Origin of the sequence: Pseudonocardia nigra (assembly GCF_019396355.1) — a bacterium.
GTDB classification, from domain to species: Bacteria; Actinomycetota; Actinomycetes; order Mycobacteriales; family Pseudonocardiaceae; genus Pseudonocardia; species Pseudonocardia nigra.
Genome location: NZ_JAHKRK010000052.1, coordinates 1 through 13,051, shown reverse-complemented (window position 1 = coordinate 13,051; position 13,051 = coordinate 1). Strand labels below are relative to the sequence as shown.

At 73.8% G+C, this 13,051-nt stretch carries 13 protein-coding genes; 3 read left to right on the top strand and 10 right to left on the bottom strand.

Annotated features, from left to right (window positions below; genetic code table 11):
• Positions 1-60: 60 nt before the first annotated feature.
• Positions 61-1,482, bottom strand: a complete 1,422-nt coding sequence (dacB, locus tag KME75_RS15615) for a D-alanyl-D-alanine carboxypeptidase/D-alanyl-D-alanine endopeptidase (protein WP_219415543.1) — start codon at positions 1,480-1,482, stop codon at positions 61-63.
• Positions 1,483-1,640: 158 nt separating this feature from the next.
• Here dacB and KME75_RS15610 point away from each other — a divergent pair, with 158 nt between their 5' ends.
• Positions 1,641-2,144 carry an inorganic diphosphatase gene (locus KME75_RS15610; protein WP_219415542.1) on the top strand — a complete coding sequence of 168 codons (504 nt, stop codon included), beginning with the start codon at positions 1,641-1,643 and terminating at the stop codon, positions 2,142-2,144.
• 20 nt (positions 2,145-2,164) lie between these two features.
• On the opposite strand, the gene KME75_RS15605 is transcribed toward KME75_RS15610, so the two are convergent.
• From KME75_RS15605 to KME75_RS15575, 7 genes are all read right to left on the bottom strand, one after another.
• A complete protein-coding gene (locus tag KME75_RS15605) occupies positions 2,165-3,931 on the bottom strand; it encodes an MDR family MFS transporter (RefSeq protein WP_219415541.1) in 1,767 nt (588 codons plus the stop codon).
• Positions 3,932-3,942: 11 nt separating this feature from the next.
• Positions 3,943-4,434: a MarR family winged helix-turn-helix transcriptional regulator gene (locus KME75_RS15600; protein ID WP_308282808.1), complete on the bottom strand. Its 492-nt coding sequence runs from the start codon at positions 4,432-4,434 to the stop codon at positions 3,943-3,945.
• A 137-nt stretch (positions 4,435-4,571) separates the two neighbouring features.
• Positions 4,572-4,814 (bottom strand): hypothetical protein, encoded by a 243-nt coding sequence (locus tag KME75_RS15595; protein ID WP_308282807.1) that lies wholly within the window; start codon positions 4,812-4,814, stop codon positions 4,572-4,574.
• A gap of 115 nt (positions 4,815-4,929) precedes the next feature.
• On the bottom strand, positions 4,930-6,144 hold the full coding sequence (locus KME75_RS15590) for an acetyl-CoA C-acetyltransferase (RefSeq protein ID WP_219415538.1): 1,215 nt from the start codon (positions 6,142-6,144) through the stop codon (positions 4,930-4,932).
• A 16-nt stretch (positions 6,145-6,160) separates the two neighbouring features.
• Positions 6,161-6,613 carry a MaoC family dehydratase gene (locus tag KME75_RS15585; protein ID WP_219415537.1) on the bottom strand — a complete coding sequence of 151 codons (453 nt, stop codon included), beginning with the start codon at positions 6,611-6,613 and terminating at the stop codon, positions 6,161-6,163.
• A gap of 95 nt (positions 6,614-6,708) precedes the next feature.
• Complete coding sequence (locus KME75_RS15580; protein ID WP_219415536.1) at positions 6,709-7,281, bottom strand: DUF1353 domain-containing protein; 573 nt, start codon at positions 7,279-7,281, stop codon at positions 6,709-6,711.
• Positions 7,282-7,286: 5 nt separating this feature from the next.
• Positions 7,287-8,207, bottom strand: a complete 921-nt coding sequence (locus KME75_RS15575) for an aldose 1-epimerase family protein (protein ID WP_308282806.1) — start codon at positions 8,205-8,207, stop codon at positions 7,287-7,289.
• Between the two features lie 166 nt (positions 8,208-8,373).
• Between KME75_RS15575 and KME75_RS15570 the strand changes: the two genes are divergently transcribed.
• Both KME75_RS15570 and surE read left to right on the top strand, forming a co-directional pair.
• A complete protein-coding gene (locus tag KME75_RS15570; protein ID WP_308282805.1) occupies positions 8,374-9,921 on the top strand; it encodes an alkaline phosphatase D family protein in 1,548 nt (515 codons plus the stop codon).
• Positions 9,922-10,063: 142 nt separating this feature from the next.
• Positions 10,064-10,864 (top strand): 5'/3'-nucleotidase SurE, encoded by an 801-nt coding sequence (surE, locus tag KME75_RS15565; RefSeq protein WP_308282804.1) that lies wholly within the window; start codon positions 10,064-10,066, stop codon positions 10,862-10,864.
• Between the two features lie 82 nt (positions 10,865-10,946).
• On the opposite strand, the gene KME75_RS15560 is transcribed toward surE, so the two are convergent.
• Together KME75_RS15560 and KME75_RS15555 are read right to left on the bottom strand one after the other, a co-directional pair.
• The gene (locus KME75_RS15560; RefSeq protein WP_219415534.1) at positions 10,947-11,336 is read right to left on the bottom strand and encodes a hypothetical protein; all 390 of its coding nucleotides are present in this window, start codon (positions 11,334-11,336) and stop codon (positions 10,947-10,949) included.
• 39 nt (positions 11,337-11,375) lie between these two features.
• Positions 11,376-12,815 (bottom strand): fused MFS/spermidine synthase, encoded by a 1,440-nt coding sequence (locus tag KME75_RS15555; RefSeq protein ID WP_219415533.1) that lies wholly within the window; start codon positions 12,813-12,815, stop codon positions 11,376-11,378.
• Positions 12,816-13,051 lie beyond the last annotated feature (236 nt).

The following is a 13,051-nucleotide window of genomic DNA, read 5'->3' as shown; positions in this document are numbered from 1 at the left end:
CGGCCGATGCCCCCCGTCGACGGGGGCATGCGCCGAAGCGGGGCGCATCGGCGGGGTGGGTCAGCGGCAGCCGCACTCGCTCAGCTCCGCCGCCATCGCGTCCAGGCGGGGGCGGGACGTGGCCGGGCTCGGCCCGTTGGACACGAACGCGAAGACGAGCAGCCGTCCGTCGGCGTCGGTGACCACGCCGGCGAGGCTGCTGAGGCCGGTCAGGGTGCCGGTCTTGGCCCGCACGACCCCCCGGCCGCCGGCGGAGGCGGCATCGCGGCCGAAGCGGTCGTCGAGTGTGCCGCTGCCGCCCGCCACCGGGAGCCCGGTGATGATCGGGCGCAGGAACTGGGTGTCGTCGGGGCCCTGGGGCGCTGCGGCCGCGGCGAGCAGCGAACCGAGCAGGCCCGCCGGGATCACGTTCTCGGTGGAGAGCCCGCTGCCGTCGTGCAGCTCCGCGCCGCTCGGGTCGAACCCGGCCTGCGCGAGCGCGGCGACGGTGTGCTCGGCGGCGCCCTCGAACGTCGGCTCGCCGTCGCGGGCGATCGCGACCTCGCGGGCGAGCGTCTCCCCGAGCACGTTGTCCGAGCTGCGGATGAGGTGCTCGACGAGTTCGGCCACCGGAGCGGACCCGACGGCGCCGAGCGTGCTCGCCCCCGGCTCCGCGGTGCCCTCCTCGACGGCGTCGGGGTCGACACCGAGCTCCTCCGCCAGCGCCCGCCCGGCCGCGAGGGCGGGGTCGTCGACGCGGGTGCCGTTCTGCAGGGTCGGGTCGATGCGCCCGCCGTCGACCATCAGCGGCTCGATCGGGGTGATGTACCCGGCCGCGATGTCCTCCCGGACCCAGCCCTCGGCCATCCCCGGCCCGCTGTAGCGGCTGGTGTCGACGAGCACGCGCTCGATCGGGCCCTGCGCCTCCTCCCGGACCTCCGCGGCGAGGTCGGCCAGCCGCGGCACGTCCGGGTACACGCTCTCCTCACCCTCCGGCATGGTGCTCAGCGTGGGGTCACCGCCCCCGACGAGCACCACCGTGCCCGGATCGGGCCCCTCGACCGCCCGCGTGACGAACCGGTCGGTCGGGTTCAGCGTCAGGAGCGCGGCGGCGGCCGTGAGCAGCTTGGTGGTCGACCCCGGCACGAGCGCGCGCTCGGGGTCGCTCTGCCAGAGCGCGGTACCGGAGGCCGGGTCGACCACGACGCCGCTGAAGCTGCCCGGCATCTCCTCGACGGCGTCGTCGAGCGCCTCGGACAGACCCGCCGTGGTGGGCAGCGGGGCGTCGGCGGCCAGCGCCCGGAGGACGGGCTGCGGTGCGGGCGGCGGCGGCGGGGCGGTCGGCTCGACCAGCCCGAGGTCCGTGACCAGCGTCGGGGCGTGCAGCGCGACGGCGCTACCGGCCCCACCCGCCACCGCGAGCACGACCAGGACGGTGAGCGCCCGTCGCGCTCCGCGACCCGGCACGCGCAGCGTGTCACCGATCCGCCGCCCGAAGCCCACCGCGGCCTCCTCCACCGTTGCCCTGCACGTTCGCACCGGTCGGCCGGTCACAAGCCGTCCGAGCCGGTCCCTCACACTAGAGGCAGGCGCCGGAGCCGGTCGCCCGACCGGCATCGGCTCCGTACCCGCCATTTCCCGATAAGCAGGAGAGCGCGAAAGTGGACTTCGACGTCACCATCGAGATCCCCAAGGGCGGCCGCAACAAGTACGAGGTGGACCACGAGTCGGGGCGGATCCGCCTGGACCGGACCCTGTTCACGGCCACCCAGTACCCCGCCGACTACGGGTTCATCGACGACACGCTCGGTGAGGACGGCGACCCGCTGGACGCTCTCGTCCTCGTCCAGGAGCCCACGTTCCCCGGCTGCCTGATCCGCTCCCGTGCGATCGGGATGTTCCGGATGAAGGACGAGAAGGGCGGCGACGACAAGGTCCTCTGCGTCCCGAGCGACGACCCGCGGCAGGAGCACCTGCGCGACATCCACCACCTGCCCGAGTTCGACCGCGCGGAGATCCAGCACTTCTTCGAGATCTACAAGACCCTCGAGCCGGGCAAGAGCGTCGAGGGCGCCACCTGGGTCGGCCGGGCCGACGCCGAGCGCGAGATCAGGGCGTCGTGGCAGCGCGCGAAGGACGCCGCCGCCGACGGCGCCGAGCACTAGGCGACAGGGCCACGCCGGAGTCAGTCGGGCGCGCTCCGCGGCGGCGCCGCCGTCGCCGAGCGCCCCGCCTCCGCCGGCACCACCACCGGCGTGGCCGGCGGCTGCAGCGTCTCCAGCGGATCGGCCTCCCCCGCGCGCCGGGCGTCGACGCCGGACTGCGTGCGCAGCGGCAGTTCCTTCATCATCAGCACCGCGACCAGGCCGAGCACGAGCACCGCGGCGGCGGCCAGGAACACGATGCTCATCGAGTCGGCGAACCCCTCCAGGATCGGCCGGGCCAGTACCGGGTTCGCGCTGGACAGGAACGAGGAGTCGTCCAGCGACACCGGGCCGCCGCCCTGCAGCGCGGCGAGGATCGGCCCGTTGGCCGGGTCGGCGGCCACCGCGGGATCGGTGACTGCGGCCTGGAACTCCGGCGTGGCGGCGGCGGCCCGGACGTTCTCGGCCACGTTGCCGCCCAGCGCCGTGAACAGGATGGACAGGAACACGGCCGTGCCGAGGGTGCCGCCCATCTGCCGGAAGAACGTGGCCGATGCGGTCGCGACGCCCATGTCCCGCGGCGGCATCGCGTTCTGCACGGCGAGCGTGATCGGCTGCATGTTGCCGCCCAGGCCCCAGCCGATCACGACCATGATCAGCGCGACCTGCCAGTAGGGCGTGTCCACGCCGATCCGTGACAGCAGCGCGATGCCAACGACCATCAGCGAGAGGCCGAGGACGGGCCAGATCTTGTAGCGGCCCGTGCGGGAGATCAGCTGTCCGGAGAACACCGACATCGACATGATGCCGAGCACCAGCGGCAGGGTCTGCAGGCCCGCCGCGGTGGGTGACGCCCCCTTGACGATCTGCAGGTAGAGCGGCAGGAGCGCGAGCGCGCCGAACATCCCCATCCCGGCGATGAACCCGGCGATCGACCCCCAGCTGAACACGCCGGTGCGGAAGAACCGCAGCGGCAGCAGCGCGTCGTCGCCGATGCGCCGTTCCAGCAACAGGAACGCACCGATCCCGACGGCCCCGATCCCGTAGCAGACCAGCGCCCCGACCGAGCCCCAGCCCCAGATCCGGCCCTGCTCGGCGACGATCAGCAAAGGCACCAGCCCGACGGCGAGCGCGAGCGCTCCCGGCCAGTCGATCCGGTGCTCCCGCTTGGTGTGCGGGATGTTGAGCACCCGGGTGACGACGATGAGCGCGACGATCCCGAGCGGGACGTTGATGAGGAAGACCCAGCGCCATCCGGTGATCCCGAGCAGCTCGGCCTGGCCCGCGAAGAACCCGCCCGCGACCGGCCCGAGCACGCTCGACGTGCCGAAGACGGCGACGAAGTAGCCCTGGTAGCGGGCCCGCTCCCGCGGCGCGACGATGTCGCCGATGATCGTCAGCGCGAGCGAGAACAGCCCGCCCGCCCCGAGTCCCTGGATCCCGCGGAACGCCGCGAGCTCGTACATCGAGCCCGCGAACGTGCACGCCACCGAACCGACCACGAAGATCGAGATCGCGGCGAGGAACAGCGGCTTGCGGCCGTAGAGGTCCGACAGCTTGCCGTAGAGCGGTGTCGTGATCGTCGCGGTGATCAGGTAGGCGGTCGTCGCCCACGCCTGCAGGCTCAGCCCGCCGAGGTCGTCGGCGATCGTGCGGATCGACGTGGCCACGATCGTCTGGTCGAGCGCGGCGAGGAACATGCCGATCATCAGTCCGGCGAAGATCGTGAGGATCTGCCGGTGGGTGAGCGAGCCTGCCGCCGGCGGGTCCCCCGCGGTGGGGCCGGCGCCGGTTCCGGGCGCGGACATGGGCTCTCTCCTCAGGACCGGGGCTGCGCGGTGGCGGGCCCGGTGGTTCGGGTCGTGAAGGTTTCGTACTCGGTGGCGAACCGCGTGAGCAGCTCCGACAGCGCGTGGCGGTCCTCGGCGGGCCAGTGGGCGATCATCTCGGCGATGGTCTCGTTGCGCATCCGCCGGTTCTCCTCGAAGACGCGCCTGCCCTCGTCGGTGGCGGCGAGCAGAGTCGCGCGGCCGTCCTCGGGGTCGGCGGTGCGCTCGACGAGCCCGAGCCGCACCAGCTGGCCGATCTGGCGGCTGATCGTGGACGGGTCGGAGCGCACGGCCTCGGCGAGCGAGCCGGCGCGGCGCGGCCCGTCCTTCACCAGGTGGACGAGCAGGTAGTAGGTGGCGCGCTCCACGGCGTCGGGGTGCTCGGCCTGGTACTGGGCGTGCTTGCGCTCGATCAGGCGGACCAGCCGGATGAGCTGGTTGCCGACCGCGTCGGCGATCGCGAGCTCGTCCTCGGAGGGCACGGCGGGCTCCCTGGGCAGAAGTTTCATGCGGCACGCAACAAGTTGTGCAGAGCAAGCATGTCCTGCCGGGTGCGGCGACGGCAACCGCATCCGCTGTGACCTGCGTCGGGCCGGGCGCTGGTTCCGCCCGGCTCCGCTCAGCCCGCCGGGGCGACGACCTCCCGGCCGGCCGCCGTCAGCGCGGCGGGCGACCTGGGGAGCGCAGGGTCTGGCGCGGCGAGCAGCCCGGCGACGATCAGACGCTGCGCCACGGAGAAGTCGGCGCACACGATGCCGTCGACCAGCAGGATGGGCTCGCACCCCGCACCCAGCTCGCAGCGACCTGCCGCCACGGCCCGCAGCACGGCGCGGTCCCGACCGCTCACCGGAACCGTTCCCACGCCCGACATCTCCCCGACTCCCCTCGCCTCCGGCGAATCTCGTCACTGGGGAGTTCGTACCCGGGACACCGGGCGTTTCACGTCACGTCACCCGGCGGGTCGCCCCCACCGGGTCTCAGGCCACCCGTTCGAAGACGGCCGCGAGCCCCTGCCCGCCGCCGATGCACATCGTCTCGAGGCCGTACCGAGCCTCCCGGCGCGCCATCTCGCGGGTCAGCGTGGCGAGGATCCGGCCACCGGTGGCACCCACGGGGTGGCCCAGCGAGATGCCGGAGCCGTTGACGTTCACGCGGTCGAAGTCCTCGGGGGTGAACTTCCACTCCCGCGTGCACGCCAGCGCCTGCGCGGCGAAAGCCTCGTTGAGCTCGATCAGGTCCATCTCGGCCAGCGTCAGCTGGGCGGTGTCGAGCGCCTTGGCGACCGCGGGCACCGGGCCGATGCCCATCGTGGCGGGCGGAACGCCGCCGATGCCCCACGAGACCAGGCGGGCCAGCGGCCGCAGGCCCAGCTCCTCGGCCTTCGCCGGGTGGGTGACGACGCAGATCGCCGCCCCGTCGTTCTGCCCGCTCGCGTTGCCCGCGGTGACCGTGGCCTCGGGGTCGTCCCGGCCCAGGACGGGCCGCAGCGTGGCGAGCTTCTCGACCGACGAGTCCGGCCGGATGTGCTCGTCGGTGTCGACGACCGTGTCGCCCTTCCGCCCCTTCACGGTGACCGGGACGATCTCGTCGGCGAACTTGCCCGCGTCGCGCGCCGCGGCCGCCCGCTGGTGCGACCGCACCGCGAACTCGTCCTGCTCCGCGCGCGGGATCGCGTACTCGCGGCGCAGGTTCTCCGCCGTCTCCAGCATGCCGCCGGGCACGGGGTGGTTGACCCCGCCCGCGGTGACGCGGCCCCGGGACAGCCCGTCGTGCAGCATCACCCCGGGCCCCGACCGCACGCCCCAGCGCATACCCGTGGAGTAGAAGGGCGCGTTCGACATGGACTCGGCGCCGCCGGCCAGCAGCACGTCGGACACCCCGGACTGCACCTGCATCGCCGCGTACAGCACCGCCTGCAGGCCGGAGCCGCACCGCCGGTCGATCTGGATCCCGGTGGCGGTCACCGGCAGCCCGGCGTCCAGCGCGGCGACGCGGCCGATCGCGGGCGCGTCCATGCTGGGGTAGCAGTGCCCGAGCACCACGTCGTCGACGGCGTCGGGCGCGAGCCCGGTGCGCTCCATCAGGCCACGGATCACCGTGGCCGCCAACTCGTGCGCCGGGACGTCGCGCAGCGAGCCGCCGAAGCCCCCCACCGGGGTCCGCAGCGGCTCACAGATCACCGCGTCGCGCATCACGATCCTCCTCGATCTACACGTGCTGCCGGGTCAGCCACTCGGCGACGAGCGCGGGCCGCTCGGAGCCCTCGATCTCCACCGTGACCTTGTTGGTCAACTGGACACCGCCTGCCACGTCCGCCACCTCGAGCAGCTCGATGCTCCCCCGGACCTTGCTCCCAACGGGCACCGGAGAGGTGAACCTCACCTTGTTCAGCCCGTAGTTGATGCCCATCTTCACGTTCTCGATCTTGTAGATCTGCGAGACGAGCACCGGGAGCAGGGACAGCGTCAGGAACCCGTGCGCGATCGTGGTGCCGAACGGCCCGGCCTTGGCCCGCTCCTGGTCGACGTGGATCCACTGGTGGTCGCCGGTGGCCTCGGCGAACGTGTCGATGTGCGACTGGTCCACCGTGACCCAGTCGCTCACCCCGAGCTGGGAACCCGCCGCCTCACGCAGCTCGTCGACACCCTTGAAGACCCGCATCGTCGCTCCTCGTCGTTGGATCGCCACTGGTTGGCCACCCTGCCACACAAGCAGCGCGGGATCGCCCCCTCGCGGACGGGACGGTGGCCACAGCGTCAGGTCCGCAGGTCCGGGCGCGGGCGGTTGATCTGCTTGTCCGACGGCCGCACCGTGCGCACGAGCAGGAGCAGCAGATAGGCGACCTGCTCCAGCACCGCGAAGACGGCGAACCCGAGCGCGATCGCGACCGCAGGCACGGTCACGACCGGTAGCGCCGCGAGCGTGACCAGCGCGAGGCGCGGCAGCTCGCCGAGCCAGCCGCGGCGGCGTCCCGGGCCGGCCAGCGCGGCCCACCGTACGGCACCCCACATGAACCACCGGATGAGGAACGGGACGCCGAGCTCGCGCATCGCGCGCCGGAACAGCCCGTCGGCGTCCACCGGCGTGACGACCCCGGCGGGCACCAGGACGCGCCACAGGTGGTCGTGCAGCACCGCCGCCGCCGTGAACAGCCCGTACGGCGGAACCAGCCACGCGAACACCCGCGGCACCGAGGCGAAGTCGGTGCGAGTGCCCTCCGGCACGACGAACTCGTCGGTGCGGCCCCGGTAGACCACCGGTTCCTCGAGCGTCCACGTCTTCTCGTCGAACTGACGCACGAGGACGTGCGGCCCCGTCACGAAGCCCACGGGCGTCAGGCGGCCAGCGGGCGGATGCCCCAGCTGCCCGACCACGTCGCGCCCGGTTCGAGCGTGATCAGGCCGGTGCCGGAGTTCAGCGCGTCCGGCGGGCACGTCATGGGCTCCACGGCCACGACGCGGCCCCGGTCCGGGTGGTCGTCGGGAGTGAACACCTGCACCCAGCCGAAGTCGGGCTCCGCCCACAGCTCGACGTCCCCGCCGGGCCCGGTCAGCCGGTGCCGCACCACCGTGTCGCCCGGCGCCGGCACGAACCCGCCGAAGGCGTGGTCCAGCACCCGGTCGCGCAGCGGCAGGCCGCCACGGAAGTCGAGGTCACCGTCGACCGGGCGCTCGGGGCCGGTCGGCAGCCCCGCGTCGAGCGGCAGGGTCGACGTGGCGGCGAGCGTGAGCACGCAGTCGTCGGTGGCGGACTCGCCGGCGCGCAGGTAGGGATGGGCGCCGACCCCGAACGGGCAGGGGTCGCTACCGGCGTTGCGCACCGTGTGCGTGACGATGAGGCCGTCCGCGCCCACGGCGTACCGCACGCTGGTGTCGAGCGGGACGGGCCAGCCCGGCTGCGGCGCGACGACGGCGTGCAGCGTGATCGAGGCGGTGGTCCGCTCGCCCTGCCGGTAGACGGCGTGCCGCAGCAGCCCGTGGATGGCATTGCCCGCGGCGGGTTCGCTCAGGGCCAGCTGCCGTTCCTGGCCCCGCCAGGTCCACCGGCCGGCCGCCGTGCGGTTGGGCCACGGGACGAGGACGCTGCCGGCGCCGCGGAACGGCCGGCGGCGCACGTCGAACGTCTCGACGTAGGCGAGGCCGCCGGACTCGAACATCCGCAACCCGGCCCCGACGCCCGTGAGGACGGCGCGGGCGTCCCCGTAGCCGATCTCGTACTGCTCGCCGGTCGGGGGCATCGGTACGTGCGTGGTCACGTCCGGAGCCTACGACCGACGGCGACGTTCACCCGGTCGTGGTGTTCTCGTCACTGATCGTCACGGTCCGTGCCATTCCCGTGCTGTGCACTCGTCCGGTCCCGGCCCCGAGACCCGCGAGGACCTCCCATGTCGCAGCTCCCCCCCGTCCGTCTCCCGTCGCCGCGTGCTCGCCGGTGCGGCCGGTGCTGCCGCGCTCACCGTCGCGCTGCCCGCAGGCGTCGCGTCCGCCGCCTCCCTCGGCTCCGTGCCGCGCGGCCCGCTGCCGTTCCCGTTCACCCTCGGCGTCGCCTCCGGTGACCCGTTCCCCGACGGCATGGTCCTGTGGACGCGCCTTGCCCCGCAGCCGCTGGCCGAGGACGGGATGGGCGGCATGCCGGCCCGCCCGGTCGAGGTGGAGTGGGAGCTGGCGGCCGACGAGCGGTTCGGCCGGGTGGAGCGGCGCGGGGTCGCGACCGCGGCGCCGGAGAGCGCCCACAGCGTCCACGTGGAGCTCGCCGGGCTGCCCACGGGCCGTGAGTACTTCTACCGGTTCCGCGCGGAGGGGCACATCTCCCCGGTGGGCCGCACCCGCACCGCGCCCAACCCGAACGCCATGGGCCCGGCACTGACGATGTGCTTCGCCTCCTGCTCGAACTGGACGGCCGGGTTCTTCACCGCGTACGGCGCGCTGGCCGCCGACGAGCCGGAGCTGGTGCTGCACCTGGGCGACTACCAGTACGAGGGCACCGGCGGCGCGAATGCCGTGCGGCCGGTCGCCGGGCCGGAGACCGCCACGCTGGCCGGCTACCGGCAGCGGCACGCCCAGTACAAGACCGACCCCGACCTGCAGGCCGCACACGCCGTCGCCCCGTGGCTCGTGGTGTGGGACGACCACGAGCTCGACAACAACTGGGCCGACGAGGTGCCGCAGGACCCGGGCAAGCAGCCGCGCGAGCAGTTCCTGGCCCGGCGGGCGGCCGCCTTCCAGGCCTACTACGAGAACATGCCGCTGCGCCGCTCCTCCGTGCCGCGGGGCATCGACATGCAGCTCTTCCGGCGCATCTCGTGGGGCAGGCTCGCCACCTTCCACATGATGGACACCCGCCAGTACCGCAGCGACCAGGCCTGCGGCGACGGCGGCCGCGTCGACTGTGCGCCGCGGCTGGACCCCGCCCGCTCCCTCACCGGAGCCGAGCAGGAAGCGTGGCTGCTCGACGGGTTCCGCCGGTCGCAGAGCCGCTGGGACGTGCTCGGCCAGCAGGTGTTCTTCGCCCAGCGCGACCTCGACCCCGCCGGCCCGCAGCGGTTCAGCATGGACGCCTGGGACGGCTACGTCGGCTCCCGCGACCGGATCACGCGGGGCTGGGTCGACGCCGGCGTGCGCAACCCCGTCGTCCTGACCGGGGACGTCCACGTGCACTGGGCCAACGAGCTGAAGCTGGACTACGCCGACCCGACCGGGCCGACCGTGGGCACGGAGCTGGTCTGCACGTCCGTCACCTCGGGCGGCGACGGGACCGACTCCACCCCCGAGCAGGACGCGGTGGTGGCGGCCAACCCGCACATCAGGTTCCGCAACGGCAAGCGCGGCTACGTCCGCACCCGGTTCACCGGCGGTGAGCTGCGCGCCGACTTCCGGGTCGTCGACGCCGTCCGGACGCCGGGAGCGCCGGTGTCGACGAAGGCGTCGTTCGTCGTCGCGGACCGGGAGCCGGGCCTGAACCCGGCCTGACCCGAGTGTCCGGAAAGCCACGTCCCGACGTTCGGCGTCCGGAACGTGGCTTTCCGGACAGAGGGGTGGGGGTGGGCCGCGCGCTCCGTGATCGTCATCGCGAGGCCGTCCGCCGTCCACCCGGCTCGCCTACGGTGGAGCGGTGGCCTCCTCCCGACGTCTGCGCGCCCTGATCACCAACGACGACGGCATCGACTCGCCGGGGCTGTGGGCCCTCGCCGCGGGCGCGCGCGACGCGGGGTTCGACGTGGTGGTGGCCGCGCCGCACGTCGACGCCAGCGGTGTGGGGGCCTCCGTGCAGTCGGTGCGGGAGGGCTCCCGGACCCGCCTGCACGCCCGCGAGCTCAGTGCGCTGCCGGGCGTGCCGGCGTACGCGGTGGAGGGGCACCCGGCATTCATCGTCCACGCGGCCGGACGGGGCTGGCTGGAGCCGGTGCCGGACGTCGTGCTGTCCGGGATCAACCTGGGCGCGAACCTCGGGCACTCGGTGCTGCACTCCGGCACGGTCGGGGCCGCGCTGGCGGCGTCGCTGCACGGGTGGCGGGGGCTGGCCGTCTCCCTCGACACGCCTCTGCAGCCGCCGGAGCGGCCGCACTGGCAGACGGCGCTCGCGGTGCTGCCCGACGTGCTCGACGTGCTGCTCGCCTCGGCCGACGGCACCGTGCTGTCCCTGAACGTGCCCGACAGGCCCACCGCGGAGGTCGGTGAGCTGCGGGAGGCCCGGCTGGCGACGTTTGGCGCCGTCCAGGTGCGGGTGGACCTGCGCAGCGGGGACGACGGGGAGGCGCTGCACTCGCGGGTGGCCGAGCTGTCGACGCCGCCGGAGCCCGGCACGGACCAGGCGCTGCTCGCCGCGGGCCACCCCACGCTCACGCGGCTGCAGTCGGTCTCCGAGCTGTCGGGGGCACTGGACGAGGCGGCACCCGCCCGCCGCGCGGGGTAACCGCCCCGGTGCGACCGATCTCACATCCGGCGGCGAGAATCGCCGGATGGCACCTGACTCGCAGCCGGGCTGAGCTCGGCGGTCAGTGCTCGTCGGCACCGGTGAGCTCGTGCTCGAGCCGGTCGGCGACGTCGACGACGAGCCGGAACGGCCGGTCGAACCCGTTCAGCGCGGTGTCGCCGAGCGGGATCGAGTGCCGGAACAGCACGAGCCCGCCGGACACGATCGCCCCGCCCGCCACCGACTCACCCGCGAGCGCGAGCATCCGGCCGAGGTCGATGTCCTCGACCCGTCCCACGGGCGAGGTGATCTGGGCCCACGGGTGGTCGTCCTCGCCGGTGACCTGTCGCACGGCCACGATCTGCGTGCGCTCACCCGTGGTGGGGAGGTTGAACCACAGCTCGTCGTCGGCCTGGCGCATGATCTCGTAGCGCACCCGCACGAAGGACACGAGGTCATCCCAGCCGGCCACGGCCACCTCCGGAGTTCGTCGCGGGCGACCGTACCGCGATCAGGACAGCAGTTGGTCCACCGGTGCCCAGTCGTCGACGAGCACCGGGGCGCCGTCGGCCAACTCGCGGGTGGCCGCGTCGCCGAGCACCGAGCCGGGCTCGCCGCGCGCCGCGGCCCGTGCGCCGAGCTCCGCGATGTCGATCGGCCGGTCCGACGCGACGATCACCGCGTTGCCGCCCACTCCCTGGGCGAGCTGCTCCGGCCGGGCCATCAGGGCGACGTGCGGGAACCGCTGGGCCAGCGTGGCGGCCTCCGCGGCGAGCAGCCGGAACGGCGGGTGGTCGATCACGTTGAGCACGTAGATCCCGTCGTGGCGCAGTACGCGGTGCACCTCGGCGGCGAACTCGGCGGTCGCCAGGTGCCACGGCACGGACCGCGCACCGAACGCGTCGCCCACCACCAGGTCGGCCGATGCGGACGGCACCTCGGCGAGCCCTGTGCGGGCGTCGCCGATGCGGACCTCGACACCCGGGATCTCGGCCACCCCCAGCTCGCGGCGGCCCAGCTCGACCACACCCTGGTCGATCTCGAGGACGACCGACGTGCTGCCGGGCCGGGTCGCGGCGAGCCAGCGGGGCATGGTGAAGCCGCCCGCCCCGAGGTGCACGGCGTCCAGCGGCTCGCCCGCCGCGAAGGCCGTGTCGATCGCGTCGGCGAACCGCTGGGTGTACGCGAACTGGAGGTACGCCGGGTCGTCGAGGTCGACGGCGGAGTGCCGCAGGTCGTCGAGCACGAGCACGCGGACGTCGTCCTCGACGTCCACGCGGGCGCAGTAGTAGACGGTGTCGGTGTCGCAGCGGCCGGGCACGGCGACCAGCGCGATGCCGAGCACCGCCGCAGCCACGGCGGCGGAGGTCACCGTGGACCGCGTACGCACGGTGGCCGTGCAGAGCGCGAGCAGCAGGCACACCACCGCGGTGACGAGCAGGATCGCGGCCACCGGCAGCAGCGCGACCAGCACGAACCCGGTGAGGAACACCCCGGCCAGGGCCCCGACGGTGCTCGCGGCGGACAGCTGCCCGATCACGGTGCCCGAACCCTCGAGACCCGACAGCCGGGCCCGGGTGACCGCGGGCGTCACCATCGCGAGCGCGGTGACCGACACCAGCGTCGACGCCGCCACCAGCAGGATCGCCGCGAACGGCCCCGGCCCGAGCGCCGGGCCCAGCACCCGCACCAGCGGACGCACCGCCAGCACGCCCAGTCCGCCGACCGCCAGCGCGCCGGCCGCCACCCGCCGGGGCGGCAGCACGTCGGACCACCGCCCGCCCAGGGACGCCCCGGCCGCGATCCCGGCCAGCGCCACGCCGATCACCGCCGACGTCGACTCGAGGGTGAGGCCGACGTAGGGCGCAACGAGCCTCGTCGCGAGGGTCTCCACGATGAGGATTGCGGCACCGCTCACGAGTACGACGATCCGGGCGAACAGGGCGTTCACCCCACCATCCTCGCGGTCGCCGTTAGCAGCCGACACCCCGGGGGAGTGCCGGGTCGGGGCCGCCATGGGACCGCGACCGGTTGCAGCAAAGCCACTTTCCTGCAACGACGTTGCGTGAAAGTGGCTGTCAGGAGAATCGACCGCAGCCTATGAGGCCTTGGCGAGTGTGACCTCGTATCCGAGGTCTTGGAGTGCCTTGAGGTGGCGGTCGCGGCGACGGTCGGGGCTGTCGTGGC

Bases quoted from the DNA above. Each gene is read 5' to 3' on its own strand.
- KME75_RS15605 (WP_219415541.1), bottom strand. From the start codon at position 3,931: ATGTCCGCGCCCGGAACCGGCGCCGGCCCCACCGCGGGGGACCCGCCG.
- KME75_RS15590 (WP_219415538.1), bottom strand. From the start codon at position 6,144: ATGCGCGACGCGGTGATCTGTGAGCCGCTGCGGACCCCGGTGGGGGGC.
- KME75_RS15585 (WP_219415537.1), bottom strand. From the start codon at position 6,613: ATGCGGGTCTTCAAGGGTGTCGACGAGCTGCGTGAGGCGGCGGGTTCC.